The sequence below is a fragment of the Paenibacillus baimaensis genome (assembly GCF_025567575.1).
In genome coordinates this window covers 58,418-85,090 of sequence record NZ_JAOQIO010000098.1, presented here as the reverse complement: position 1 = coordinate 85,090, position 26,673 = coordinate 58,418, and the positions used below count along the sequence as shown (strand labels likewise).

Annotated in this window: 24 protein-coding genes; 10 read left to right on the top strand and 14 right to left on the bottom strand. The window is 46.2% G+C overall.

Annotated features, from left to right (window positions below; genetic code table 11):
- Positions 1 to 92: 92 nt before the first annotated feature.
- Positions 93 to 716, top strand: coding sequence for a DedA family protein (locus tag OB236_RS28615; RefSeq protein ID WP_262686992.1), 624 nt, complete (start codon positions 93 to 95; stop codon positions 714 to 716).
- Positions 713 to 1,981, top strand: coding sequence for a BaiN/RdsA family NAD(P)/FAD-dependent oxidoreductase (locus OB236_RS28610; RefSeq protein ID WP_262686968.1), 1,269 nt, complete (start codon positions 713 to 715; stop codon positions 1,979 to 1,981). Before OB236_RS28615 ends, OB236_RS28610 begins: the two co-directional genes overlap by 4 nt.
- A gap of 108 nt (positions 1,982 to 2,089) precedes the next feature.
- Here the strand turns inward: OB236_RS28610 and lspA are convergent, their stop codons facing one another.
- Positions 2,090 to 2,560, bottom strand: coding sequence for a signal peptidase II (lspA, locus tag OB236_RS28605; protein WP_262686967.1), 471 nt, complete (start codon positions 2,558 to 2,560; stop codon positions 2,090 to 2,092).
- Positions 2,561 to 2,651: 91 nt separating this feature from the next.
- Between lspA and OB236_RS28600 the strand changes: the two genes are divergently transcribed.
- Positions 2,652 to 3,161, top strand: a complete 510-nt coding sequence (locus OB236_RS28600; protein ID WP_262686966.1) for a hypothetical protein — start codon at positions 2,652 to 2,654, stop codon at positions 3,159 to 3,161.
- Positions 3,162 to 3,276: 115 nt separating this feature from the next.
- Here the strand turns inward: OB236_RS28600 and OB236_RS28595 are convergent, their stop codons facing one another.
- A complete protein-coding gene (locus OB236_RS28595) occupies positions 3,277 to 4,161 on the bottom strand; it encodes a cation diffusion facilitator family transporter (protein ID WP_262686965.1) in 885 nt (294 codons plus the stop codon).
- Between the two features lie 372 nt (positions 4,162 to 4,533).
- On the opposite strand from OB236_RS28595, the gene OB236_RS28590 reads away from it, so the two are divergent.
- Both OB236_RS28590 and OB236_RS28585 read left to right on the top strand, forming a co-directional pair.
- Positions 4,534 to 4,893 carry a DUF4870 domain-containing protein gene (locus OB236_RS28590; protein WP_317259393.1) on the top strand — a complete coding sequence of 120 codons (360 nt, stop codon included), beginning with the start codon at positions 4,534 to 4,536 and terminating at the stop codon, positions 4,891 to 4,893.
- Positions 4,894 to 5,100: 207 nt separating this feature from the next.
- Entirely contained in the window at positions 5,101 to 6,069 is a 969-nt protein-coding gene (locus tag OB236_RS28585) for an aldolase catalytic domain-containing protein (RefSeq protein ID WP_240417944.1), read from the top strand.
- A gap of 88 nt (positions 6,070 to 6,157) precedes the next feature.
- Here OB236_RS28585 and OB236_RS28580 read toward each other — a convergent pair whose 3' ends face one another.
- The 4 genes from OB236_RS28580 to OB236_RS28565 form a co-directional block, all read right to left on the bottom strand.
- A complete protein-coding gene (locus OB236_RS28580; RefSeq protein ID WP_262686964.1) occupies positions 6,158 to 7,690 on the bottom strand; it encodes an ATP-binding protein in 1,533 nt (510 codons plus the stop codon).
- Positions 7,687 to 8,238, bottom strand: a complete 552-nt coding sequence (locus OB236_RS28575; RefSeq protein ID WP_262686963.1) for a hypothetical protein — start codon at positions 8,236 to 8,238, stop codon at positions 7,687 to 7,689. Before OB236_RS28575 ends, OB236_RS28580 begins: the two co-directional genes overlap by 4 nt.
- Positions 8,239 to 8,291: 53 nt before the next feature.
- On the bottom strand, positions 8,292 to 9,317 hold the full coding sequence (locus OB236_RS28570; RefSeq protein WP_262686962.1) for a cobalamin-dependent protein: 1,026 nt from the start codon (positions 9,315 to 9,317) through the stop codon (positions 8,292 to 8,294).
- A 255-nt stretch (positions 9,318 to 9,572) separates the two neighbouring features.
- Entirely contained in the window at positions 9,573 to 10,976 is a 1,404-nt protein-coding gene (locus OB236_RS28565) for an NAD-dependent malic enzyme (protein ID WP_262686961.1), read from the bottom strand.
- A gap of 415 nt (positions 10,977 to 11,391) precedes the next feature.
- Between OB236_RS28565 and OB236_RS28560 the strand changes: the two genes are divergently transcribed.
- Complete coding sequence (locus OB236_RS28560; protein WP_262686960.1) at positions 11,392 to 12,378, top strand: C40 family peptidase; 987 nt, start codon at positions 11,392 to 11,394, stop codon at positions 12,376 to 12,378.
- 79 nt (positions 12,379 to 12,457) lie between these two features.
- Here the strand turns inward: OB236_RS28560 and OB236_RS28555 are convergent, their stop codons facing one another.
- The 6 genes from OB236_RS28555 to coxB all read right to left on the bottom strand — a co-directional run bounded on the left by OB236_RS28555 (position 12,458) and on the right by coxB (position 17,814).
- The gene (locus OB236_RS28555) at positions 12,458 to 12,913 is read right to left on the bottom strand and encodes a DUF420 domain-containing protein (protein ID WP_262686959.1); all 456 of its coding nucleotides are present in this window, start codon (positions 12,911 to 12,913) and stop codon (positions 12,458 to 12,460) included.
- 28 nt (positions 12,914 to 12,941) lie between these two features.
- Complete coding sequence (locus tag OB236_RS28550; protein WP_256711280.1) at positions 12,942 to 13,850, bottom strand: cytochrome c oxidase assembly protein; 909 nt, start codon at positions 13,848 to 13,850, stop codon at positions 12,942 to 12,944.
- A gap of 108 nt (positions 13,851 to 13,958) precedes the next feature.
- Positions 13,959 to 14,273, bottom strand: coding sequence for a cytochrome C oxidase subunit IV family protein (locus OB236_RS28545; protein WP_076230340.1), 315 nt, complete (start codon positions 14,271 to 14,273; stop codon positions 13,959 to 13,961).
- Positions 14,274 to 14,894, bottom strand: a complete 621-nt coding sequence (locus OB236_RS28540) for a cytochrome (ubi)quinol oxidase subunit III (RefSeq protein WP_076230341.1) — start codon at positions 14,892 to 14,894, stop codon at positions 14,274 to 14,276.
- Entirely contained in the window at positions 14,891 to 16,702 is a 1,812-nt protein-coding gene (ctaD, locus tag OB236_RS28535; protein WP_076230637.1) for a cytochrome c oxidase subunit I, read from the bottom strand. Before ctaD ends, OB236_RS28540 begins: the two co-directional genes overlap by 4 nt.
- A 71-nt stretch (positions 16,703 to 16,773) precedes the next feature.
- Positions 16,774 to 17,814, bottom strand: coding sequence for a cytochrome c oxidase subunit II (gene coxB, locus OB236_RS28530; protein ID WP_262686958.1), 1,041 nt, complete (start codon positions 17,812 to 17,814; stop codon positions 16,774 to 16,776).
- Positions 17,815 to 18,146: 332 nt separating this feature from the next.
- Between coxB and OB236_RS28525 the strand changes: the two genes are divergently transcribed.
- The 4 genes from OB236_RS28525 to OB236_RS28510 all read left to right on the top strand — a co-directional run bounded on the left by OB236_RS28525 (position 18,147) and on the right by OB236_RS28510 (position 23,047).
- The gene (locus OB236_RS28525; RefSeq protein WP_076230343.1) at positions 18,147 to 18,833 is read left to right on the top strand and encodes a hypothetical protein; all 687 of its coding nucleotides are present in this window, start codon (positions 18,147 to 18,149) and stop codon (positions 18,831 to 18,833) included.
- Positions 18,834 to 19,077: 244 nt separating this feature from the next.
- Positions 19,078 to 21,045, top strand: coding sequence for a DEAD/DEAH box helicase (locus OB236_RS28520; RefSeq protein ID WP_262686957.1), 1,968 nt, complete (start codon positions 19,078 to 19,080; stop codon positions 21,043 to 21,045).
- Positions 21,046 to 21,151: 106 nt separating this feature from the next.
- Entirely contained in the window at positions 21,152 to 21,742 is a 591-nt protein-coding gene (locus OB236_RS28515) for a guanylate kinase (protein ID WP_076230345.1), read from the top strand.
- 132 nt (positions 21,743 to 21,874) lie between these two features.
- Positions 21,875 to 23,047 carry a conserved virulence factor C family protein gene (locus OB236_RS28510; RefSeq protein WP_262686956.1) on the top strand — a complete coding sequence of 391 codons (1,173 nt, stop codon included), beginning with the start codon at positions 21,875 to 21,877 and terminating at the stop codon, positions 23,045 to 23,047.
- Between the two features lie 142 nt (positions 23,048 to 23,189).
- On the opposite strand, the gene OB236_RS28505 is transcribed toward OB236_RS28510, so the two are convergent.
- Positions 23,190 to 24,125 carry an MBL fold metallo-hydrolase gene (locus OB236_RS28505; protein WP_262686955.1) on the bottom strand — a complete coding sequence of 312 codons (936 nt, stop codon included), beginning with the start codon at positions 24,123 to 24,125 and terminating at the stop codon, positions 23,190 to 23,192.
- A gap of 341 nt (positions 24,126 to 24,466) precedes the next feature.
- Complete coding sequence (locus OB236_RS28500; RefSeq protein ID WP_262686954.1) at positions 24,467 to 26,620, bottom strand: ABC transporter ATP-binding protein; 2,154 nt, start codon at positions 26,618 to 26,620, stop codon at positions 24,467 to 24,469.
- Positions 26,621 to 26,673 lie beyond the last annotated feature (53 nt).

Genomic DNA, 26,673 nt, shown 5'->3' with positions numbered 1-26,673 from the left:
GCAGTGGCATAGCCAGGATTTTACCACTTTTGCTGTTCGAGGTTTTTATTGGTATATTTAGTTTGAGCCTAATGGAGAAATGGAGCTTGAGAATGACTTATGAAGCGCTGATAACGATGATTGGACAATATGGGTATGTGGCATTATTTTTTGCTTTATGGCTAGGAATTGTTGGGATGCCTGTTCCGGATGAAGGTATTGTCATGACTGGTGGAGCCGTGACCGCAAGCGGTCTACTCTTGCCGATTCCTGCCTTTCTACTGACTTATTTGGGGGTTGTGTCAGGACTGACGCTGGGTTATGTCATAGGACGATGGATTGGCACACCGGCGTTGAACCGAATGCGTCGCAAAAAAAAGCTTGCTTTATATGTAGACAAGTCAGAGCGGCTGGTGGCCCGTTACGGTTCATACGCACTGGCGATTAGCTACTTTCTGCCGGTAGTTCGCCATATCATTCCGTATCTTGTGGGCTTGAATAAAATGTCCTTTCGACGTTACGCCCTTATCTCATACTCAACCGGATTCGTATGGACACTGCTATTCTTCACATTAGGCTACGTTGCAGGAGATCATGTACCCCAACTGGCACTTTTGGTGCAGCGGTACGGGTTACAGCTGTTATGGTTGCCTGCGATCGCTCTGATCGTATATATCATTATTAGAATATGGAAAAAACAACGGAGGTTGTTAACCAAAGGGAGATTAGATTCATGAAGTTCGATGTAATTGTTATCGGCGGCGGTTCAGCCGGTCTTATGGCAAGTATTGCAGCAAGCGGTAACGGCGCGAAGGTATTATTGATTGACAAGGGTGACAAGCTAGGGCGAAAGCTCGGAATTTCGGGTGGCGGTCGATGCAACGTTACGAATAACAAGGATATTGATGAGCTGATCAAGAACATTCCTGGTAACGGGCGTTTTCTATATAGTGCATTTACCCATTTTGGCAGCAAAGACATTATCACTTTCTTTGAGGGGCTTGGAATTAAGCTGAAGGAAGAGGACCGAGGTCGAATGTTTCCTGTTACCGATAAGGCCAAAAATGTAGTCGACGCGTTGATCAATCAGGTGAAGCGCCAAGGCGTCCATATTCAGACGAATGCTCCTGTTGCAGAAGTCCTGTACAAGGAAGGACGAACAGCAGGTGTGCGGCTGCATTCGGGAGAGCTGATTCACGCAGCTTGCGTCATTGTCGCTACAGGAGGCAAGTCAGTGCCGCAAACAGGTTCAACTGGTGATGGTTATCCATGGGCCGAGCATGCGGGACATTCGATATCTGAGCTATTCCCTACCGAGGTGCCTATCACTTCCAAGGAACCTTTCATAAAGAGTAAAGAGCTGCAGGGACTATCCCTGCGTAACGTCACACTATCCGTATGGAATCCAAAGGGGAAAAAGCTCATCGAGCATGAAGGCGACCTGATCTTTACGCATTTTGGCATATCCGGTCCTATCGTGTTACGATGCAGCCAATTTGTTGTTAAGGCGCTCAAGCAATTTGGTACACCTACCATACCATTAACGATAGACCTTCTTCCCGAGCAGAGCCTGCAAGAGGTCCATGACTACACGCTCGGCTTAGCCCGGACAGACGCCAAAAAAGCGATCAAAAATGTACTAAAGGCGGCTTTGCCCGAACGGCTTATTCCTCTCTTACTGCACAAAGCGGAGCTAAAGGAAGACATTACCTATGATAATATCCCTAAGCAGCAATGGCTTGAATTGTGCAAGTTCATCAAAGCTTTTCCTATTGAAGCGAATGGGACGCTGTCCATCGAAGAAGCCTTTGTTACAGGTGGAGGTATTAATCTTAAGCAGGTAGATCCGAAAACTATGGAATCAAAACTAATGAGCGGACTGTATTTTTGCGGTGAGATTCTTGATATCCACGGCTATACGGGTGGTTACAACATATCGGCGGCTTTTGCTACAGGACATACTGCTGGAACCCACGCTTCACTTTCCTTGCAAAAGGTGTAGCGAGTAAGGTGAATTCATTTAGCTTAGCGGCCCAATATCCTTCTGATCTTCGATCACAAGTGCTTCTCCAGCATTATTGGGCTGCTTCACTCCATCTTCATCGCACTTCTAGCCCTCATTCACATGCTCAGACTTGCTTTTTTGTGAGACATAATTTTGAATCATCGCTATTATCATAAAGAGTACCCCTATATTTATTGCCAAATCAGCAATATTCATCACACCTCGGCCTGAACCAAATGCCAAAAAATCAGTGACAGTACCCAGTACAATGCGATCAATCGCATTGCCAACAGCACCCCCAACCATAAATCCAGTGCCTATGTCCATCAGCGTTCCGCGAAGCTCGCCTTTTTTGCGATAATACAAGATCCCTGCAACAAATAAGACGGCAACCAAAGCAAACAGGCGTGCATATCCTGGAAATAGGCCACGCGCCATTCCGTCATTTTCAATATAAGTGAATTGTAAAAGCCGGTGAACAGGTATCGACTCTCCAAGCTCCATGTATAAGCGAACCAAACGTTTCGAAGCTTGGTCAATAATCATTACAATAGCAGCAATGATATAAAAAAGCATGGCATTGATTCCTCTCTTGTTAAGACTTGCGCGTTTCAAATCGCCTATTTCGCGTTAATGATAAGTATCCAGTGTGCGAAGGGGAATAATAATGAAAAAAATGTGGCGAACGCTTCTGATTACCTCTTTATTATCTTTGATCATGTCAGGCCTTACTTCTGCACAAACCAACGGAGACTATGCCCCTGTAGCCAAAAGCAGCGATACCCACCCTGCTTACATTCAGGATATGTATACGGATAATGGAAAGACCTATATCGTTGTTGATGATATCGAATGGTATGAAGGTAAGGAAGCTGATGCTGTTTTTGCACAAAGAGAGCCTGAATTCGGGCAGATGGGTGCACCAAGCGGCTACTATATCGTTAATGATAACACTAAACTGCAAACTTTTGAAATTCAGCGCGATGCAACGGTTCTGATGCAAATTTATAACCGAAACGGTAGTCCTGAGGAAGCTCAGATTGTATGGAATGAACCGATAACATTGAACAATTTCAAAGCTATTTTTAGCAAAGACGCCGTTATCCATGAGTATCCATACCATTTGACCGTTAAGAACGGGAAGATCGTAAACATCGTGCAGCAATATCTTCCATAAAAATAAGAGCTTCAACCGGATCTGATTCGATCCTGCTGAAGCTCTTATTGTATTCACGGACAAGCTAGCTCATGTGTATCGCTAAAATCCCGAGAGCCAAAGCCCTCACGAGGAGCTAGCTCTCTTCTTTTAGGTTGGAGTACGGTTCTACATGTACATGCACATTATCGATACTATGCTGCTGATGCATGCGCTGCTCGATCTCGTCACTTATATGGTGACTTTGCTCTACGCTCAGTTCTGCACTTACCTCCACCACTACATCAAGCAGCACACTGCTGCCGTGGACTCTCGCCCGAATATCCTTGATACTCTTCACTCCAGGAGTTTCACGCACCGTTTCCTGAAACACCTTCAACCGCTTATCATCAAAGCCGTCAGTCAATGCATGTGTTGCCTCCGAAAATATGTCCCATGCCGTCTTGCATATGATCAGTCCTACGGCAAATGCAGCTATCGTATCCAATATCGGATAACCGAATCTAGAGCCGATAATACCAACCGTTGCGCCTATACTGACAAAAGCATCTGAACGGTTATCCATAGCCGCAGCCATTAACGAGTGATTGTTTATACGTTTGGCGAGTTTTCTATTATACATATATACGCCCCACATCACGACAGCCGAGAAGAGAGCAACCCATGCCGCGAGCATATCGGGAGCCTGGCGTTCAGCTGACATCAAGCTTTGCACAGATTGAATGATAACCTGAATACCAGCAGCAAACATAATAAAGGAAGCCACCAGCGAAGCAATCGTTTCTGCCCTCATATGACCATACGGATGATCGTGGTCAGGGGGTTTACGAGAAATACGCAGACCGATTAGCACAGCCAGAGACACAATAATATCAGTTGTATTATTAATACCATCAGCGGTCAACGCTTCAGAGCCCGTTATATAGCCCATACTGATTTTGAATATGGATAAAAGAATATACGCAGCAATACTGATCCATGCGCCCTTCTCACCCTGCTTCAGATTATCATATGCGTTCACTTCTGACACTCCTCCAGACCATGATGAAAACATGCTCGTTATCTATATGTCCATCATAACAAACGATTCTCGTGTGGGTCTAGAGAAACAGTGTTACCCTGGCAACGAAAATTAGGGAAGGTACAACTTTGTTTTCCGAGGTAAATCTTTTTCACCCAAGCTCACTTACCAACAACATGGTATCTGATTGATAACAGCTACTTGTCCTTTTTCCAATTGGGAAAATCCGTTATTAGCCATACCTACTATTATTTCCCTTGAAAAAAGAAGATATTCCAAATAAAATGAACATATGCTGTTTCAATTTTGCATACGATGGTTACAAAACATAAACAAACAGTATATAACATTTATAAGAAAGAGGTGGAAATATTGTCATCACCGTCTGAAGATCCTAATCGTTCATCTGAACAGCTTCCTGTTGATCCAGCCGATGCCGCTGAGAACAAAGTTATTGGTATTGTTGCCTACATTATTTTCTTCCTGCCCCTCATCGTTGCCAAGCAATCACGATTTGCCATGTACCATGCCAATCAGGGATTACTGCTGCTGCTGGTCTGTATTGCTTGCAACCTTGTATTAGGAGCTATTCCGTTCCTAAACTTGATTCTGGTACCCATTGCCAATCTGGGTGCACTCGTACTGACGATCTTGGGTATCATTAATGCGGCTAATGGACAAATAAAGCCATTACCTCTGATCGGTAAATATACCCTGATCAAAACCCCATAGCACTCATCATCGTTCATAAATATGCAACGAACAATCCGGCTTCGCGGTGAAGCCGGATTGTTTTTATTGACAAGATTGTTTATACTATGGCATATTAAATATAGGGAATTTACTTTACCGCTTAAAAGCCAAAAAGCGTTAAAGAAAAATGAAGCAGACCGCTGCGGTCTGACTAACGGCGCACTGACAGAAAAGGAGCAAATTCGGATGACAAAAGATCTTAACCACAAAATTTTGGACTGTACGATTCGTGACGGGGGACTCGTCAATAACTGGGATTTTAGCGTGAAAATGGTTCAGGACATGTATGCTGGCTTGAGCGAAGCTGGTGTGGAATATATGGAAGTTGGTTATAAAAATTCGGCTAAGCTGTTAAAGGGTGCCGATGCTGGTCCTTGGCGCTTTTTGAATGAGGATTTCCTTAAGGAAGTTATTAAAACAAAAACCGATACAAAACTGTCTGCATTAGTCGATATTGGCCGTGTTGATGAGAATGATATTTTACCTCGTGAGCAAAGCCATCTGGACATGATCCGTGTAGCTACTTATATCAAAGATGTGGACAAGGCGCTGGAACTGGTCAACAAGTTCAATAGCTATGGCTACGAGACGAGCATTAACATTATGGCTCTCTCTCACGTTATGGAAAATGAATTGACAGAAGCTTTTGAAGATATCGCAAAAAGTCCTGTCGATGTCGTTTATGTAGTCGATTCCTATGGCAGCATGGACAATCGTGATGTCGATTATATGGTATCCAAATTCCAGAATTTACTTCCTAATAAAAAGCTCGGTCTTCATATGCACAACAATATGCAGCTTGCATTCGCCAACACATTGGTTGGAGCTGCCAAAGGGGTTGAATTTCTGGATGCTTCCGTATTCGGTATGGGCCGCGCCGCTGGTAACTGCCCAACTGAGTTGTTGGTAAGCTATTTGAAAAATCCAAGATACGAAATTCGTCCCGTATTGGATTTAATCGAAAGACATTTGATCCCTATGCGCGAAAAAGTGGAGTGGGGCTACATTATTCCTTACATGGTCGCTGGTGTATTGAACGAGCATCCACGTGCAGGAATGGCTCTACGTTCAAGTTCTGATAAAGACAAATATGTTGAATTCTACGATAGGCTGACTTCTCCGGAAGCTATGCCTACCAATCATCATTCCGACTGAGTTATTCGTGAGCCCAGATACACACAAAGAGCAGATGCTTCGGCAGCCTGCTCTTTTGGCGTGTTCATTACCCTTTTATTGGGACAGGTCAGTTATTTTCCAGTAAGAGTTGCTCAAAGGCATCACAAGTATCTGCGTACAGCTGTTCAACCTCTGTAATCAGTCCTATGCATGCTTCTGTTACACAATTGGATCGTCCGATTGTCTCCAGCTTCTCAAAAGCTCTGGATAAGGTATTCATGCCAAGGCTTAAACTTGCTGATTTCAAATCGTGAGCGACAATTCTGAGATTAACAGCATCCTTGTCATCAACAGATTGCTTCAGCAGCTTCATTTTATCCGGTGTATCCTGACCATACAAATGAAACAAGGCTGCCAGCATCGAATTGTCTCCGTCATCGTTCAAATTCATAATTTCCTGAATAACACACAGATTCAGCAAGGTATCCTCAGCTTCTGTCTGTTCAGTCGAATCGGTCTCCAACGCCGGCAATTCCGGCAGCCACTTTAGCAGAACTTCCTTCAAGGTGGCCAGATTAACCGGCTTGGTAATATAATCGTCCATCCCAGCCCCAAGGCACTTTTCGCGGTCGCCCTGCATGGCGTTGGCTGTCGTCGCGATTATCGGCAATCTTGTACTCCTGGCATGAGAAGTCTCCCACTCCCGGATCTTCATGCTGGCATCAAACCCGTTCATCACGGGCATCTGATTATCCATCAAAATCAGGGAAAAGTCGCGTCGCTGGACCTCCTCGCAAGCCTCGGCTCCGTTGGAAACGGTAATAACGTGGGTGAGTCCCAACTTTTTAAGCTGCAGGAGGGCAACCTGTTGATTGATTTGATTATCCTCCGCAAGCATAATCGGCAAGCTCAAATCTTTATTCAGTAAAATAGACAGGTCTTGACTCGGCGTCACAACTTCTGGTGCTGGAGCACCCTGTAATTTGGCACAAGCTTCGATATCCAGCTCGAGTTCAAACCAGAAGGTTGAACCGACACCGTCTGTGCTCTCGACTCCAATACGACCCTTCATGATCTCAAGCAATTTTTTGGATATGGACAGGCCTAATCCGGTTGAACTGAATTTATGAGTTCGAGACTGATCAGCTTGAAAAAAAGGCTGGAACAGCTTGCTGCGATTTTCTTCGGATATTCCGATTCCGGTATCTTTAACTTCAAAAACCAATCTTTGCTTTTTGTCAGACGCTGACAGTAATCGCACCCTCACATCAATCTGACCCTGATCCGTAAATTTCAGAGCGTTCCCAATCAAATTCAATAAAATTTGGCGAATTCGATCCGGGTCACCTTTTAAAGTAGGAGCTATCCTCGGGTCTATATGTATGTGGAGCTTGTTGCCTCTCTTCTGTGAACGTGGAATCATTAATTGCAGAATCAGATCCAGCAGCTCGCGTAGATCAAACTCCACCTCCTGAATACGCATTTGACCCGCCTCGATTTTGGATAGATCCAGAATATCATTAATAATCGTCAGCAGCATGTTAGAAGAATCCAAAATGATCGAAATCGATTTTTTATGGGCAATCGATAAATTAGAATAGGAAAGCAGCTCGGCCATCGCAATAATGCCGTTCATTGGCGTCCGAATTTCATGGCTCATCGTCGCCAGAAAGGTGCTCTTGGTTTGATTCGCCTGCTCTGCATTTTCCTTGCCAGCTTAAGCTCAATGTTGCTTTTGGCCAGCTGTCTCTGAACGAGCACCAGTTCGTTGTTTAAGGCTGAAAACTCCTCATAGGCTCTCTGCTCCATCTTCAAGAGCATTTCCTGAGACAGCTTCTTGATCGTTTCCCGAAGGGCCACCAGCTGTTGATTGTTGATTTTCATCAGCTCATCGTAGAAATATGAATAAATAGAGTTATACTTCGAGCCCACGACCAATATACTTTCCTCAAACAAGCCGCCATTAAAATAAAACAGTTCTGTGCGATCTCCGATTTTCAGATTAATTTCCCAATTAAATAAAGCTTTGTTGATCTTGACCTCTTTAAGAAATTCGCGAAATTTGCCAGTATTCATCTCATCAAATATTGAATATACGCCACTACCGGCGTCCAAGGTTGAAGATATATCCAGATCATCGCGAATAATCGATACGATCCGTCCATCCGAGTCGCACAATAGTGAGATAACAACCTGGTTCTCTCCCATCTAAAGCCCCCCTAAGTGGTGAAAAGTTGAATACAATTCCCCCTAATCTGCTATCATTTTATTTTCATCAACTCACGTGCCTGAGATATCGCATCCTTAGCATTGTAGGCATGTCCATCTGCACCTACGTTTTTCCATAGCTCGGGATCAATATTAAACGGAAGCCCTCCGACAATGATCTTCGTATAACGCGATTGTTCATGGTTACGAATATCATCGATTAGCTCTTTGACCAGATAAACATGAAAGCTCATCGTTGCAGAGATCGCCATAATATCGGCTTGCCTGTCTACAATCGAGTCGATGACAGAACGCTTCGGAACATTGGCACCCAAATAATACGTATCCCACCCATCCATTTCAAAAAAATCACATACCATTCGCAGTCCGATTTCATGCAGTTCTTCTCCAACACAAGCTGCGACCATTTGTCTGCCATTGCGTGCTATCGAGAATATGTAAGGATACAACTGGGACATGATCATTTGGGTCGCCGCGGTACAATAATGCTCCTGTGCTACATTAATCTGGTTAGTCTGCCACAGTCGTCCAATCTCGTGTTGTGATTTTTGAAATATGTGCAGATAGATATCCTCTATCGAAATCTTTTGCTGAATGTTCATAATCATTGCACTTGCCGTATGACGATCTCCTCGAAGCAGCAGCTCCGTATATTGCCTGGCCTCGTCAACCAGATAATGATCTGTGCCCAGCAGGCTCATACTTTCTGCCAATGGTAGGGACACCTGCTTAAGCGCGTCATCCACTATGGGAACAATCAGCTCGCACAGCTCAGGCTTTATCTGTTGTTTAATTGCTTCCGTCATACATCTCAAGTTCACGGCAATCTCTTCAGTTGTAACCTTGTGTCCCGCAAGTAAGGTTCGCAGCCATGTTATATAATTGGCAAATAGCAATGGACTTTTCATCTGAACGCTTTCAGAGAGATATTTCAGATTATACAAGGTATCCTGCAGGGTTTGTTTACGTCCGTTCTCCCCAAAACGTTTCAACAATTCGGGCTGAAGCTTATACTGCATCTCCGTAATTTGACTGGCTAGCCGTTCACTCTGCTCCAAAAGGGCAAGTCCAGCAGCATGATACATCGATTCGATAAAGAATCACCTCGCTTAAAATCACCATTTAATATTATTTATTAAACACAATTTATAAACTGAAAACATTCTTTTATCGCTCAATCAGACGGAATTATCTGTAACCAACAGAAAAAAGCAGCCGGAGGTTCCCGACTGCTTAAGCTTTGTTCTACATTAGAGTTACTTCAACCGAATTACCGTTAGTACGATAACACTTGTATCAAAGATCATTCGCTTTTAACGAAAATCTGGTGGAATCCTGCGAGCAACACCCGTACGAATCGCTGCCTCGATAACAGCATGGCGAACATTGGTTACTACATGATCGTTAAATATACTTGGGATAATATAAAGCTCATTCAGCTCATCATCGCTCACGACCGAAGCAATGGCACGAGCGGCAGCCAGCTTCATATCCTCATGGATACGGCGTGCTCTGCAATCCAATGCCCCTCTGAAAAGCCCCGGGAAGCACAGCACATTGTTGATCTGATTCGGATAATCACTACGTCCTGTTGCCAGCACACGAACATGCGCTTGAGCAATTTCCGGATCGATTTCCGGCTGAGGATTGGCAAGAGCAAACACGATCGCATCATTAGCCATCGACTGAACATGCTCAACCTTCAGCAGTCCCGCACGCGACACCCCAATGAATACATCAGCCCCGTGAATAACCTTGTCCAAGCCGCCAGCAATATCTTCAACCTGAGGTTGTTCAGCAAGCCATTGCCACATCGGTTGATCATAGGTTTGACCGCGGACAATCGCACCATCACGGTCAACCGGCACAAGGCGCTTAACCCCTGCCGCGAGCAGCATTTTGCAAACCGATACACCAGCAGCCCCGATTCCATTGACTACAACACGTATGGATTCAATTGGCTTGTCCACAACCTTCAGCGCGTTAATCAGCCCAGCCATCATGACTACAGCTGTTCCATGCTGATCATCATGAAATACCGGTATATCGAGTTCCTTCTCCAATCGGGATTCAATCTCGAAGCAGCGCGGCGAACTGATATCCTCCAGATTAATACCGCCAAAGATAGGACTGATCACTTTCACAGTACGAATAATTTCCTCTGTATCCTTCGTGTCCAGGCAGATCGGGAACGCATCCACACCAGCCAGCTGCTTGAACAGCATCGCTTTCCCTTCCATTACCGGAGCAGCAGCCTGCGGTCCAATATCACCCAGCCCCAGAACAGCCGTGCCGTCCGTAATAACAGCTACCGTATTTCTTTTGATAGTTAAGGAATAAGCCTTTAGTGGATTTTCTTGAATAGCGGTGCAGACACGGGCTACCCCTGGTGTATATACACGGGACAAGTCATCCCGATTTTTGATCGGCATATTCGGTTGAACAGAAATTTTACCACCCAGATGAGCAAGAAAGGTACGATCCGACACGTTGATGAGTGTGATCCCTTTCAGGTCCTTAATGGCTTGAACGACTTCAGCCTCAATCGAATCCTGCACATCTATCGTAATATCTCTAACCGAGGATTCCTTGCCGACACGGATAACGTCAATCGAAGTTACATCTCCGCCCGCACGGCTAATAACTGCAGCCACATCACCAAAAGTTACCAAATCATGTGCTAACTCTACCCGTAAGATGATACTTGTATTTGCCATAAAATCCTCCTTCTGTTCATCATAATGAACTTTGTTCTCAATACTGTTTTTACTATCATATCATGTTGACTTTTCAGTTACAATCCTAATTCTTACTTCTGTCGACAATACCATGAAAACCATGTCAACATTTACCACTAAACTTAGCTGGTTCAAGCGACGATATAATGGGTACCCCGCCAAATCTTGGACAAGCCTCGAACCCTATGAAGCGGTGGAGTCCAATATAAAGGACTTTCGATTGGATTCTAACCCCATTGTGGCTGTCAAACGGGTTAGATGTCAAATCAACAATTTCGATAACCAACCACAGCTTTTTTTATCGATTCCCAGGCAAACCTCGTTCTCCTGCTTAAAAGCAATGAGAATGTTTATATACATAAGGTTTGAAAACATCAACTGGAGGTATTACATTTTGAAAAAACATCTTGCGACATTGCTGTTAGCCACCACTCTCACCACAGGCGTCGGTCTACTCGTCCCCAACCAAGCCGATGCTTCATCAGCCGTCATTGTCAGCAGCGTTAACTTCAGAACTGGAGCGTCCGTCGATTCGAGCAGCAAAGGATTTTTGAAAGCCGGAGAGACTGTTGAAATTTTATCAAAAATCAATGACTACTGGTACAAAATCCGTGATTCCAAAGGAGAAACCGGTTATGTATCAACTAGCAGCCAATACATAAAAGAGACCTCTTCCGGCGGCAGTGGCACCAACGATCCTTCCTCTGCCGTCATTGTTAGCAGCGTTAACTTCAGAACAGGTGCATCCACCGATTCGAGCAGCATCAGATTTTTGAAAGCCGGAGAAACCGTTAAAATTTTGTCGAAAGTTAATGACTATTGGTACAAAGTCAGTGATTCCAACGGAGTCACAGGTTATGTATCAACCAACAGCCAATACATAAAACCGTCCACATCCGGTGGTAGTAGCGGCGGAAGTGGAGGTAATAACGGCGGCAATACCAGTAACACCATTAATAGTGTTATCAAAGCGGGCAAATCCTATTTAGGTACCCCCTATGAGTATGGTTCCGACCGTTCCAACACCAATACCTTCGATTGCTCTGATTTCGTACGCCAGGCTTTTAAAGACGGTGCCAATATTACACTACCAAGCGACTCCAGACAGCAGGGTGACTACGTCCGCAAAATCGGTAAAACCACTACCAATTGGAGCAACCTCAAGGTAGGCGACCTGATGTTCTTCATGGATTACAAAGGAACAAGCAAATCCGCATATCCCAGCAATACAGCTAATCAGCGTATTACACATGTAGGCATCTATCTGGGAGACGGTAAAATCTTGCACACCTATTCCAAGGAATCCGGTGGAGTCCGCATTGATACTATTGATAATAGACACTGGGAATACCGGTTTATATTTGGAGGAAGCGCGCTTTAATCTGAATCCCGGACTCATAATCAATACGTAAAAAAAGAAGCAGATGCATCCATCTCATGGACAAGCATCTGCTTCTTTATTATTTGCCAAATATCGCATTGATCATCGGTTTGGTATCTCCACCTGGATACATCACATACAGAAGAATGAATACAGCTACACCTGTAGGTGCTGTTAGAAGCCACATTACGGCTGTCCAACGCCCTATTTTGCGGTGTCTGGCAAATCTTTGTTTATACGCAAGCAGCAGCGTGACGATTCCGAATACGCCGCCTGTCGTAGCCAAGGCAATGTGAAAAAATAAAAATAAATGGTAGGGAAGCTTTAAATGCTCGGGACCCCCAAAGCTTGTATTGCCGACGAACAACGTTCTCGATACATATATAATAAAAAAGGCAAGTGCGAACACCGCACCCCACACCATCAGCTTTTGGTGTGTTTGACGGTTACCCTTCACAATCTGGTACCATCCACAGGCGACAAAGATCGCACTGATCACTATAAAGCTGGTGCTGATCGTTGGTAAAATAGGCATACCGAGTCCCACCTAACCCATCATAAATTTAAGCTCGATTCATTTGAACAGAAGGCTGGGCTTGTGGATGCTGAATCAAAGACTCATTCATCAGATCTTCTTCCGCTTCCATTTTGCGCTCTCTCCGGTACCAGCCGAAGAAGGTGTAAGCAAGTGCCACAGCATAAACAATTTCCTGAACAATCTTCATAATGACCCCGCCAAGCTGCTGATCATTAAGCACTGACATGAACAAATACTGTTCAGGAACGTCAGCATAGGCTTGATATAAAGGTGATCCTGCAAATATGATCAATGCGCAGGCAGGTGTCAGCAAGATCCCGTTAACGAAGATATAACCCATCTTCTTCAGCTCGGACATCCGGTTATATTCAGGTAACGGACAAAATACAGGGAACCACAGCTGAAAAGCAGCCAGTAGAAAAATAGCTTTGTACAGCTCATGAAGCGGCATGTTGGCCATTAAAGTATCCATAATGATTGGAATATGATAAAAGGAGAACACCATATTAAACACGAACAAAGAGATCAATGGCGATGTAAAAGCCTGCATAAAAGCCTTCATCGCTTTCGGTTTCAATACAGGGCGCAGCAGCCATCCAGGCAGTCCCAGCAACAGCAGCGGAGGTACAACTAAATACAGAAACGACTGCTGCAGCATATGAGCGCTAAAGCTGTAGAGATGCGAATACAAGCTGAGCGGCGATCCCTCTGCTACATAGTACATCAACAACCCCAAATAAAAGTAGACTAGCTGACTCCTTTTCACAGGTGCTGTATCCGCAAAACGATGACGCCAGCGAGTTACAGCCAAACTGTACAGCCAGCCGATAATGACAACAATCAGGAGCAACCCGGGACTCCACAGGTTAGCAAAACCCGCCGACATAATATCTCCTGTTGTGTGCTCCATATGACCCATTGCTTCCATGTTCATGATGATTCTCCTTTCTCACTAACCTTAATTTCCTGCCTACTTACTTTGTGAAAAATAGTGCATGCTCAATAGAAAGAAGAGGCTTTTATTTCTAAAAGCCTCCTCTACTTACCACCAAGTCCAGTAGACGGCTGCCGCTACTGCAGTTAAAGCTACGATGAATCCAAATATAATCCCTACAATAGGAAACAGGTGACCTCTTTCCTTCATGTGCATCCAATAAGCTAATTGGAAAATCGCTTGTACGATCCCAAGACCCGTTAGGAAAAGAATGAGAAACCAACGATCCAATCCGCCATAAAGTACAGCGGCAAAGGCTATCATTGTTAAAAGAATCGATACAATATAAGACAAGTAATGGTTCTTAGGGCTTTCCGCTTTATGGCGCTTAGCCGCTGGTGTTGCATGCTGTTGGCTGCTCATTTACGGTCCCACCTTCCCCAATAAGTACACTACGGTGAAGATAAATACCCATACTACGTCGATAAAGTGCCAATAAAGTCCGGCAACGTAGTACTTAGGGGCAGTTACGACTGTAAGTCCTTTTTTGAACGAAGATATAATTAACAATGTGATCCATAGTACACCGAACGCTACGTGCGCTCCATGGAAGCCAACGAGTGTATAGAAGGAAGTAGCAAATGCACTCTTCGTAAATACATGACCTTCATGAACATATTCCATGAACTCGTAAATTTCCAGACCCAGGAATCCCAAACCCAGCAATACGGTAACAGCCATCCACAAGTTCAACTTTTTCAAATCATTACGATGCATGGCCATTGTAGCGAATACGCTGGTCAGGGAGCTCGTTAACAAAATAAATGTGGAAATTCCGACTGTTGTCAGATTAAACAATTCTTGTCCAGTTGGACCATCAGGAACCTGATTACGTAATGCGATGAACGTTGCGAACAACGTACCGAACAATACGCACTCTCCGCCAAGGAAGAGCCAGAAGCCCGTGACCTTATTCTTGCCTTCCAATGTCGCGGTTTCTGCGTGAGGTGGCAGTGCACCGCCTACTTCATGATGCGCACTCATGCCTTAGCCCCCTTATCTTCAAGTTCTTCCGGCTCAATATGAAAGCCCTTGTCATCATATACCGAACGAAGGAACATACAAGCCAGCATGATGCCTCCACCGATAATAGCGACAGAATACGTGTGATACATAAAACCGAAACCTGCAATAAAGAATCCGATTGAGAATATTAAAGGCAGGATCGATGCGGATGGCATATGAATCGAACCAATAGGTTCGGCAGGCGTCATTTCCTTGTTGCCAGCCATCTTTTCTTTCCACAATGCATCCAAACCACGAACAAGTGGAGTTTGTTTAAAGTTATATTCAGGTGCAGGAGAAGGAATCGACCACTCCAGGGTACGACCATCCCAAGGATCTGCAGGTGCATTTTTTGGTTTTCTTGCTGCTACAATTGCATTGATCAGGAATACGATAGTACCAATACCCATCAGGAAAGCACCAATCGTACTGACAAAGTTACCTTCTTCAAGCCCTACGCCTGGCTGGTATGTAAATACGCGGCGTGGCATCCCCATAAGCCCAAGGAAATGCTGCGGGAAGAATGTCAGATGGAACCCGATAAAGAATGTCCAGAAGTGAACTTTGCCAAGCGTTTCGCTAAGCATACGTCCGAACATTTTTGGCCACCAATAGTAAAGGCCTGCAAATAATCCCAGTACAAGTCCACCAACGATAACGTAATGGAAATGCGCGACAACAAAGTAAGTATCGTGATACTGGTAATCTGCCGGTGGAACTGCAAGCATAACCCCAGTCACACCACCCATAACGAAGGTTGGAATAAACGCTGTTGCAAACATATTAGCTGTCGAGAACGTAATTTGACCGCCCCACAATGTAAACAGCCAGTTAAAGATTTTAACACCTGTAGGTACGGCAATGGCCATTGTTGCAATCGCAAAAATCGCATTACCTATTGGACCAATACCTGTTGTAAACATATGGTGGACCCAAACCATGAAGCCCAAGAACCCGATCAACGCTGTTGCGAATACCATGGAGCTGTATCCGAAAAGACGCTTTTTGGAAAACGTACTGACGATTTCGGAAATGATTCCGAAAGCAGGAAGAATCAGAATGTATACTTCGGGATGCCCAAAGATCCAGAATAAATGCTCCCATAGTACAGCGTTCCCACCCTTGGAAATTTCGAAGAAAGCACCGCCAAACATACGGTCAAACATAAGCTCAACCAAACCAACCGTGATCGCCGGGAAAGCGAACAGGATCAAAGCCGAAGTAATAAAAGCCGTCCATGTAAACATTGGCATTCTCATGTAAGTCATGCCTGGTGCCCGCATGTTAATAATCGTAACAAGGAAGTTAATCCCCCCAATTAGTGTACCCAATCCTGCGATTTGCAGACCTAGTACATAAAAGTCGACCCCATGATATGCGGACGTGGTATCGACGATGGCAGATAATGGAGCATAAGCTGTCCAACCGGCCGTTGGAGCACCGCCCAAAAACCAGCTCACGTTCAGCATTACGCCACCAAAGAAGAATAACCATAAGCCAAGCGCATTAACGAAAGGGAATGCAACATCTCGCGCTCCAATCTGGAGTGGAACAATCGCATTCATAAATGCAAATATGATCGGCATTGCGGCAAAGAAAATCATCGTTGTACCATGCATTGTTGTCAAAGCATTAAACGCATCGCCAACAAAAATTTTCTGATCAGGAAACGCAAGCTGAATCCGGATCAAAATAGCTTCCAGACCGCCTATCAAGAAAAAGAAGCCGCCTGCGATTAAATACAAAATACCGATCTTTTTGTGGTCAACCGTAGTTAACCAATCCATAAGTCCACTGTAGTGCTTTACTGGATGAGAGTTTGCCAACGTATTTTACCTCCTTTTTTCCAAAATCGTCCCTATTTCAGAGCATTCAAATATTTAATAACATCGTTGATTTGTTGATCCTGCAGCGGTTTCGATCCTGTAGGACCAAAAGCAGGCATTTTATTACCCGGTTTCACGGACTGAGGATTACTAATCCATTCATGCAGCTTCGCATCACTAACATCCTTGCCATCCTTGTCTATACGAGGCAACACACCTGCAATCATTTCACGTGAAGCAAAACCGTTCAGATTCGGTCCCATCCCAAGGCCTTCGGGACTGACCGCGTGACAGGCGAGACAGTTATCTTTAAACACCTGTTCACCATTCCGCGCATCTGCAGAAATAGTCGCAGGAGCTTTCATTTTATCAACCCACTTGGTAAAATCGGCTTCGGTCTTCGATATAACCTTGAAGTCCATCAATGCATGTGACGCTCCACAGAGCTCCGCGCACTTACCCATAAAGACAGCGGCATCATCCGCCTCAAAATACATCGTGTTGGTCATGCCCGGATTGGTATCCTGCTTACCTGCAAGTGAAGGCACCCAGAAAGCATGCAATACGTCTGCTGAAGTAATTTCAAAGGCAATTTTCTTACCTTTTGGAATAACCAAATCTTGTGCTGTTGAAATTCCCAACTCCGGATATTCGAACTGCCACCAGAATTGATGCGCCGTTACTTTAACATGCACCGCGTCCTTGTTGCCAATATGATTTTCAGCAAGCTTAACGGTGTAGCTCACGGTTGGCACAGCCAGAATGAGCAGCAAAATAATAGGCACTACCGTCCAAATGATTTCCAGAACGTGACTGCCTTCCACTTGCTTCGGAATAATATCTTTATCGCCTTTTTTCTTCCGAAAGCGTACGAGCACATAAATATAAATCGCAAATACAATCACGGTTACCAATACCATGATGCCCAGACTCAGCTCCATCAAAAACAGCTGATCTCTAGCTACCGGACCTCTTGGCCTCAACGCTGAAAGCGTGTCGCTCCCACAGCCCGATAATAGCAACATTAACCCGACAAGAGGGATGTAACGCCACAGATTCTGCCATCGATTCATCTAATTAATCCCACCTCTAAAGCAAATATTTTTCGAACAAAAGGTCACATATTGTCAATGAGCCTATTTACCATATTAACTATAAATTCGTACCCCTTTTTTGTCAATCAATCTGGAGAAGTTCACAAATTGTTCTCAACCTGCGCCGCTGCTCGTTTTTTTCCAAATAAGCCTCTCTGATTTTATACCCTTGTTCAAGCTATTTTATGCATCCGCTTTGATTTGAACTTCCACGCATAATTCTGTTTCTTTGATGAATGCTACTATAATAGTGCGAGTTCAAAAAGTCGACTTTTTGAATCTATTACGTAAATAAACTCAAGGAGGACTTCATGCAAAATCTGCGTCTTGGCCTAACCTTTATATGTATCAGTTCCTTATTGGGTCTGTGTGGCTGCTTCAGCATCTATGACAAGAACAGTGCTTCGAATTATGGAAGCCGTACAGGAAATGCTCCACAGGATACAACACGCGCTTATCAGACTGAACAGCAAAATTCAATCGTTTCCCATCGCCATTCCACTCTTCAATTCAATCAGGCTCTGGGTGAAAAGGTCGCGGCTATGAATGGCGTTAACAGTTGTATTGTGATGATGGCCGATAAAACGGCTTATGTGGCAATCTTGATTGATAACACGGCTTCAGGTACAAAAAGCGGTCCGCTGGAAACCAATAATGCGGGAACGGTAAGAGGCTTGTACAATCCGTCAACTCCGTTCAATGACTATATGGACCCTAATCTGCTGACGAACGGCTCCAATAATTATGAGACCGTCCAATATCATGACCAGATCACTCATTTGTTCAAGCAAAAGATCGCTGAAAAAATCCGCAGTTTGCAGCCTAATGTGTCCGACGTGTATATTTCTGCCAACCGTGATTACGTCAACGAATTAAACCGATTAGCCCAGGAGGCTTGGAGCGGGCATGATTTGACGCCTTATTTGCCTGAATTCGATGCTATATCTGAACGTATATTTGGTACGCTACCTACGATTCCGACGCAGTCTGAGCAATAAACCTGCTCGAAGCCCCCTCAAAGTTTCTCTTCATTAATATATATGAAGAAACCGAGAGGGGTTTTTGACGTGAATCACATGACAGGCTGGTTTCTTTTTCCTACCGATTCCTGTAGAATGCAAGGTAAGCGCCTTGAAAATACCACCACATTATTGGTTTGAATAGTGAGCCTGTTTGCACGTATACCTGCAGTTGCAAGATGTGATCAAGGAATGAACCGATAGATGAAGGAGATAACTAACAATGAAATCCAATATGTTCACCGCACTCGGCATTAGTGAAGAAGTCGCGGAAGCACTGGCACAGCAAGGATATACCGAACCGACACCAATCCAGAAGGAAGCGATTCCGATCGTATTGACAGGCAAGGATATTATCGCTCAAGCACAAACCGGAACAGGTAAAACCCTCGCTTTTGTATTGCCGATTCTGGAAAATTTCGATCCTGTCAAAAACTACACACAAGCGATGATTTTGACACCTACTCGTGAACTGGCTATTCAAATTACGGCTGAGGTGCAAAAGTGGGCTCCACTCAAAGGCATGAATGTATTAGCCGCTTACGGTGGACAAGATGTCGAACGTCAGCTGAAAAAGCTTGCAGGTACGATCCATCTGATCATCGCGACGCCTGGACGACTGCTCGACCATATACGACGCGAAACCGTGCAGTTGAATAAACTGTCTACCCTGGTGCTCGATGAGGCCGATCAAATGCTGCATATGGGTTTTCTCAAGGACGTTGAGGAAATCATCATGCAAACACCGGTTAAACGACAAACCCTGCTCTTCTCCGCAACGATGCCGACACCGATTCGCAATCTCGCCAAAGGCTACATGAGGTCACCACAGGAAGTCAAGGTCAAATCCCGACAAATCACGCTCACCGAAATCGAGCAAATTGCTATTAAAACTACAGACCGTGGAAAGCAAGATGCCCTTGTCCATTTAATGGAAGAAATGCGTCCGTATTTGGCTATGATTTTTTGCCGTACCAAGCTGCGGGCTGCCGAATTGAATCAGGCCTTGCAGGAAATGGGCTATGTGTCCGATGAGCTGCATGGCGATCTGACCCAGGGCAAGCGCGAGCAGGTCATGAAAAGATTCCGCGATGCCAAAATTCAATTTTTGGTCGTGACGGACATTGCCTCACGTGGTCTTGATGTTGAAGGGATTACCCATGTATTTAACTACGATATGCCGCATGACACTGAGGCTTATATTCACCGGATCGGTCGGACCGGACGGGCTGGACAACGCGGAATGGCAGTTACACTGCTCACTCAGCGTGATATGAAGGCGCTGATCGAAATCGAGCAGGGTATCAACGCACAGCTGCCAATTCGTACGATGCATGCCGACGGCGAGCTGAGCGCAGAGCAAACCAGCGGACGCACCCGTGCTGTCCGCAGCGGTGACAAGGATCGCGTGAGCATGAGCACAGAGCGGGCGGAGCGCGATGGAGCGCGCGGACGCGGAGAGCGTGGCGGCGCACGCCGCGGAGCAGCAGGCGCAAGCGATGGGCCTCGCCGAAGCCGCAGTGGCTTTGGCGGCAATGCGCCAAGCGGGCGTGGACGCGCAGGAGCGGCTGGCGGACAGCGTGGCGCGGACGCTGGCGGCTGGCGCGATCGCAGCGGCGCAGCACCGGCAGCGCGTGGCGATGAGCGCGCCAACGCTGGTAGTACTCGCACCGTGCGGGGCGACGCACGACGCGGAGAAGCAAGCGGCGATACTGAGCGTGTGCGTGGTGGCGGCGAAGAAAGAGGCTTAAGCGGGATTTTTGGCAAGCCCGGTGCTCCCAATCGGAATCGTGATCGCGAGTATGGTACACACAATCGGTCAGGTGGCTCTTCCCGGTCAGAAAGGCCAAGCCGTGAGAACGGTGAATCCACGAATAGCCGTGCCGGGGCATCTGCTTCCAGATATGGAACTGGGACAGGGGCCGGTCGGGCTAGTAGTGGTGGTGCTGCGGGATCAGCTCGTGACGGTGGAGAATGGACCAGCAAGCGTGACGCTCAGCAGCGAGCCAAGGCAAGTACAGGCCGTGGAGCTTCAGCCGCCCGTGGCGGTGATCGTACCGGTGCAGTAGGCAGCGGACGGCAGGATCGGAATCCACAATCCGCTCCTACCCCAAGAGGCTCTGCACCTGCTAGCCGAGGTGCCCGTCCTGGCAGCAAGGGCAGTGGACCTCGTGGACGCAGCGGACGCTAAAACCTTGATTTACACAACATAAATACAGAATGAAGCCTTTACCCTGAGAGTAAAACCATGTAAAATAAAGGGTACGCAACAACTCTCAACTCAAGGAGGGGCTTCTATGTACGAATTAAAGGACCATGACATTATTTTCATTTTCACCGGCCCTAATGGTGCTGGTCGGAAAACCGTAGCACAAATGTTGGGTGATACGCTTGGCATGAAACAAGTTCTTTCGCACACTACAAGAGCACCCCGATCTGGAGAAGAGGATGGACTGGATTATCATTTTGTAACCCCTGAGGCTTTTACACAAGCGCAGCAGAACAACGAATTTATTGAGGTCATTGAATTAGACGGCAATCGTTATGGCGTTCTGGAGCAAGATTTGGCAAATTCCCTGCAAGCGCATGGCGTGATTTATCTGGTTCTGAATCGGCAAGGTGCCGATACCGTGAAACAGCTCTATGGACGAAAAGCAATTCGTATCTTCATCTATACTGATCGGCAAACCATTATCAAACGTGAGGAGCTGCGCGGCTATTCAGCTGACAGCATTGTGAAATCCACAGCCCATTATGATGAAGAAATGGCATACAAAGAACAGTGTGAACATATTTTTGAAAATCTTGATCTGGCTCATACCGTGTTTGATCTGACCAAGACTTTGGACGACAACTACTTACATCGTAATCTCGTTGATAAGGACTAGGCTCAACAGCACATACTAAAAGACCGGTACTTGCGCGGACGTGCGTGAACGGTCTTTTTTTATATGATGCTCGCGTTCCATTATCACTTGACGGTACAGCCGTTAATTCATGCATAGAAAGGTGGCAATACCTTGCATATCGTATCCATCGAACCAACACCAAGTCCTAATTCCATGAAAATCCAGTTAGACGAGCGTATTCCCGACGGTGTGCGGTCGACTTATACCAAAGCGAACATCGATCAGGCTCCAGCTTTTATCGCCAAACTATTTGCCATCCATGGAGTCAAAAGTGTGTATCACGCTGCTGACTTTCTAGCTGTCGATCGGATTGGCAGCAACGATTGGCAGCCGATTTTGGCGCAAATTCACGAAATACTGGGCGGCAGCCCATCCACCATGGATCAGTTCCAGCCTGCTGCAGATGCAGCTGATTCGAGCAATATCTCTTCTTTCGGCGAGGTTCAGGTACTGCTGCAGCACTTTCGGGGTATTCCGCTTCAGGTTCGTGTAACAAGCGGTATGGAACAACAGCGTGCTGGACTGCCGCAGCGCTTTAGTGATGCAGCTATCCGTGCAGCGTCCGCAGCACCCAATCTGATCAAGGAGCGCTCACTTGAGGATTGGGGTATCCGGTACGGCGAGCTTAAGGAAGTATTAGAAGAAATCACCCAGGAAATAGACGCGGCTTATGATGAACCCCGCCTACAGTCTCTAATTGAGCAGTCACTGCAGTTGGGTGGCGCATCGGTAGAAGGCACTGCTGCTGTAAGCTCGGCAGGCCGGGCTATCTTATCCAAAGAAGAGCTGCTGCTGCAATTGGCAGCCCCTGATTGGAAGCAGCGCTATGCAGCTTTACAGCAAATTAAACCCTCTATCGAAACACTGCCGCTGTTGACACATGCCCTAAAGGATGAGAAATCGTCAATTCGCCGTCTCGCGACCGTATATTTGGGTGATTTGAAGGATACGTTGGATGTGCTGCCTTACTTGCAGCCTGCACTAGAGGATTCAACAGCTTCGGTACGCCGTACGGCGGGCGACACGCTGTCCGATATCGGCGATCCAGGAGCTGTCCCCATGATGATGAAAGCACTGAAGGATCCCAATAAGCTGGTTCGCTGGCGTGCAGCACGTTTCCTCTATGAGGTCGGTGATGAGCAAGCCCTAACAGCACTGCGGCCAGCAGAGGATGATCCTGAATTTGAAGTCCGTATGCAGATCAAGATGGCAATCGAACGGATTGAAGGCGGTCATGCAGCAGAAGGTTCGGTCTGGCAGCAAATGACGCGAAGATCTGAATAGCAGAGGATTGAAGACTATTGGAATCTAACTGATATATTTTTCAAATATGGTATCGATTTAATTTACCAAGATGATGATAACCCTCCAAAACTCACTTTAGGAGTGATTCCGGGGGGTTATTCATTTTATATTATTTGAATAGTTATGACTTGATCAACGTTTCACCATGCTTCAATACCCGCAGCTTATCTATGGGCAGCTCCCGCCTGCTCCATTCCGCATACAAACGATCCAACGCTTCGCGCGGAGTATCGTCTGCCAGTCGGAAAGCTCCATAGTGCATCGGGATAAATTCCTCCGCCTGGACATCGATGAAAGCTTGTATCGCTTGCTCAGGCGAAACATGCTGCAAGGACATAAACCATTCCGGCTCATAAGCACCGATCGGCATCAAAGCATAGCGGATCGCAAACCTTTCGCCAATCCGCTGGAAGCCGGGGAAGTAGCCACTATCCCCGACAAAATACACCGCCTCACGCTCCACGTCCGTACGGGTCGCAGGCTGAATGACCCAACCGCCCCAATGCGAGCGGTTAATATCAAACGGCGTCCGGCGTGTCCAATGCTGCGCTGGCACAAAGTGCAGCTCAATGCCTCCAAGCTGCACATGACCCCACCAGCTCAGCTCCGTTACATGAGCATAGCCTCTGGCTCGCAGCTTGCCGCTAAGTCCTTCGGGTACATATAAAGGTGTATCTTTGAACGCTCGTAAGGTGCGCATATCCATATGATCATAATGACTGTGCGAAATAAGCACGGCATCGATACGAGGCAGTTCCTGCATACGTAAGCCTGGAGGCGCCAGACGCCGCTCCAGTCCCATTCGTTCCGACCAGACCGGATCAGTCAGCAGGTTGAAGCCGCCCATTTGAATCAGAAAGGTGGAGTGACCGATCCAGGTGATCGTCGTTTTCTCCCGATTACTGCGAAGAAAATCAATTTCCTTCTGCTCACAGGTCGGTACCACATAGGATAAGTCCTTGATTTTTTCCTTACGCTCTTTGCGCCATTGACGTAAATCCTTAAGAACCTTGCCATGTCGGACGCCATTCATATTTTCAAAACGTTTCCCCTTCATCTTCTTCCCTCCCTCTTGAGTATCTTTTCTTTACTATAGCCTTTTCATTACCTGACGCAAAACGACAGATTTCCCCATTAAAGCCAGCTCCCTAACGATACAGTACCTTTGCAACTTGGTGAAGCCGAGGATCTGTTGTTTAAATAGGTGCTGAGATGATCGTCCTAAAAAAGCATGCCGCAAACGGTTAGGTCGTTCCGTTGCTCATGCTTTTTCAATATTACTACGAATATTCGATTTGTAAGGTTGCAGACGATCCAGAATGTCTCATTCTTTAATACCCGTTGTATAGGGCTGCTAATCTCTGATACCTGCTCTTATTCATGGGTCCAAGGTTGTGTTTATGAAGTTGTAGAAGTTGGCTGGTTGTGAGCTGTCTCATGTTTGTTATTGTCCCCGCCCTTTTGCAGCTGATACATCCTGTAGTAGCGTCCCTGCAGCTCCATCAACTGCTCATGATTGCCGCGCTCAACAATCTCGCCATGATTCAAAACGAGAATCAGATCAGCATCACGAATCGTCGACAGCCGGTGGGCGATCACAAACGTCGTTCGGCCTTCACTGACGACTTGCAGCGCCTGTTGAATCAAGCCTTCAGTTTCACTGTCGATACTGGCAGTCGCTTCATCTAATATCAGAATCGAGGGATCAAAGGCAAGCGCTCTTGCAAAGGAAATGAGCTGTCTTTGACCAGCTGACAATGTGCTTCCCCGCTCGACTACCGGCTCATCATAGCCCTTGGGGAGTTTTTCAATGAACCCGGCAGCTCCCACATCAGCCAGCGCCTGTTTGACTTTGCGCTCGTCAATCGCTTCATTATACAAGCCTACATTGAATTTAATATCGCCAGCGAACAGAAACGGATCCTGTAGAACAATCCCCATATGCTTGCGCAGCGCCTGCTTCGATATTCCCGCAATACTGCGCCCATCAATACGGATTTCGCCTCCGGAGGGCTCGTAAAAACCGAGCAGCAGGTTCATAATTGAGCTTTTGCCTGATCCTGTATGGCCAACAAGCGCAACCGTCTCGCCTTTTTTGGCCTCGAACGTGATGTTCCTCAGCACCGGCTCACCTTCTTTGTAGGCAAAGGTAACATTATCAAAGGCAACATGGCCCTCCGGTCTGGCTAAGCCAATTGCGTTCTCCAGCTCAACACCTTCCAGATCGAGAATATAAAATACTTTCTCTGCCGACACAACAGCCCGCTGGGCGTTCGTTAACTGGTCAAAAATCCCGATAATCGGCTGAAAAAACCGTCCCAAATAGTCAATAAAGGCATAAAATACACCAAACGAAATGGCCGTCTGCAGCGATTGCCCGCCAAAATACCAGATTGTTCCGGCTGTGAACAACGATCCGACCAGACCGGTAAAATTACGGGAGGATAGTGAAAATACACGCAATTGCTTTTGATTGCTGCGGTAACGGTCCTCATTCAAAACTTCAAATTCTTTCAATCGGGCCTTCTCTTGACGAAAAGCTTGTATGATCGGCATCACAGCAATCGATTCACTGATCATTGCGTTCATATCACTCAATCGGGCACGCATGATAGCAATATAACCTTTGGAAAACTTCAGATGCACCCACATCACAGCGATAAATAACGGTATCAAAATCAATGTAACCAGGGCCAATTGGACATTCAGTAAAAACAAAGCTACATAAATACCAACAACATTAATTGTACTGACCACGAAGGTAGCCATAAAGCTCATAAAAAGGTCGCGGATCGCTTCCGTATCATTGGCAACGCGGGAGACAACCTGACCAATCGGCGTGTTATCAAAAAACCGCAGTGGAATCTTTTGAATATGTCGCATCAGGTCCATCCGCATCCTCTGAATGATTCGCAGCGCCGTCGATTGCAGTGTGTATGCCTGGATATAATGCAGGGTACTGGCAATGACCAGCAAAGCAATGAATACCCCAAGCCAGCCCAATACAGGACCTACCTCGTATTGATAAAGCGAAGCTACCTCCGATGAGGATAGCTTGCGGGCCGGGTACAGTTCAGCTGCGGCCCCTTTGCGTATGACCTGCACGGTTACTTGTGAAGATTCCGGAGCCGCTCCACTCAGCTCAGCTGCCGTAGCGGGCTGAACTGACCAATTACCATCAAAATCCTGAGCTGTATTGATCAGGTACATTCCGCTCTCCAGCTGCATGAAGCGTACTTCCTTCCATCCTGAACGGATCGCTTGCTGTCTGGCTTCTGACGAATCGGCATGCAGCCAATCGCTGCGGTAATAAATAAGGCCGTTTAACTCGACAGCCTTCATGGTTTGCGCTAAAGCCGGATATTCCTTGGCTTCGTACCAAGGCAGCTGTACGCTGCTGATGTGTTTATCAATAATCGTTTTCGCGATATAAGGACCGCCCAGCTCCGCTCCTACCGCACAGCACAGTACAAGCAGCGCGGCCATAATACGCACTTTGTAAATTAATGCGTAAGAAGCCAGCCTTCGAACTACCGTTTGTTGGGATGCCATGGTTCCATTCCTTTCACGCTTCGCGCTGCTTTTTTGTTGATCTTCTATTTGCT

Excerpts from the sequence above, each read along its gene's own strand:
- OB236_RS28615 (WP_262686992.1), top strand. The coding sequence starts at position 93 with ATGACTTATGAAGCGCTGATAACGATGATTGGACAATATGGGTATGTG.
- OB236_RS28610 (WP_262686968.1), top strand. The coding sequence starts at position 713 with ATGAAGTTCGATGTAATTGTTATCGGCGGCGGTTCAGCCGGTCTTATG.
- lspA (WP_262686967.1), bottom strand. The coding sequence starts at position 2,560 with ATGCTTTTTTATATCATTGCTGCTATTGTAATGATTATTGACCAAGCT.
- OB236_RS28600 (WP_262686966.1), top strand. The coding sequence starts at position 2,652 with ATGAAAAAAATGTGGCGAACGCTTCTGATTACCTCTTTATTATCTTTG.
- OB236_RS28585 (WP_240417944.1), top strand. The coding sequence starts at position 5,101 with ATGACAAAAGATCTTAACCACAAAATTTTGGACTGTACGATTCGTGAC.
- OB236_RS28580 (WP_262686964.1), bottom strand. The coding sequence starts at position 7,690 with ATGAGCCATGAAATTCGGACGCCAATGAACGGCATTATTGCGATGGCC.
- OB236_RS28575 (WP_262686963.1), bottom strand. The coding sequence starts at position 8,238 with ATGGGAGAGAACCAGGTTGTTATCTCACTATTGTGCGACTCGGATGGA.
- OB236_RS28565 (WP_262686961.1), bottom strand. The coding sequence starts at position 10,976 with ATGGCAAATACAAGTATCATCTTACGGGTAGAGTTAGCACATGATTTG.
- OB236_RS28555 (WP_262686959.1), bottom strand. The coding sequence starts at position 12,913 with ATGCCTATTTTACCAACGATCAGCACCAGCTTTATAGTGATCAGTGCG.
- OB236_RS28550 (WP_256711280.1), bottom strand. The coding sequence starts at position 13,850 with ATGAACATGGAAGCAATGGGTCATATGGAGCACACAACAGGAGATATT.
- OB236_RS28545 (WP_076230340.1), bottom strand. The coding sequence starts at position 14,273 with ATGAGCAGCCAACAGCATGCAACACCAGCGGCTAAGCGCCATAAAGCG.
- OB236_RS28540 (WP_076230341.1), bottom strand. The coding sequence starts at position 14,894 with ATGAGTGCGCATCATGAAGTAGGCGGTGCACTGCCACCTCACGCAGAA.
- ctaD (WP_076230637.1), bottom strand. The coding sequence starts at position 16,702 with ATGGATTGGTTAACTACGGTTGACCACAAAAAGATCGGTATTTTGTAT.
- coxB (WP_262686958.1), bottom strand. The coding sequence starts at position 17,814 with ATGAATCGATGGCAGAATCTGTGGCGTTACATCCCTCTTGTCGGGTTA.
- OB236_RS28525 (WP_076230343.1), top strand. The coding sequence starts at position 18,147 with ATGCAAAATCTGCGTCTTGGCCTAACCTTTATATGTATCAGTTCCTTA.
- OB236_RS28520 (WP_262686957.1), top strand. The coding sequence starts at position 19,078 with ATGAAATCCAATATGTTCACCGCACTCGGCATTAGTGAAGAAGTCGCG.
- OB236_RS28515 (WP_076230345.1), top strand. The coding sequence starts at position 21,152 with ATGTACGAATTAAAGGACCATGACATTATTTTCATTTTCACCGGCCCT.
- OB236_RS28505 (WP_262686955.1), bottom strand. The coding sequence starts at position 24,125 with ATGAAGGGGAAACGTTTTGAAAATATGAATGGCGTCCGACATGGCAAG.
- OB236_RS28500 (WP_262686954.1), bottom strand. The coding sequence starts at position 26,620 with ATGGCATCCCAACAAACGGTAGTTCGAAGGCTGGCTTCTTACGCATTA.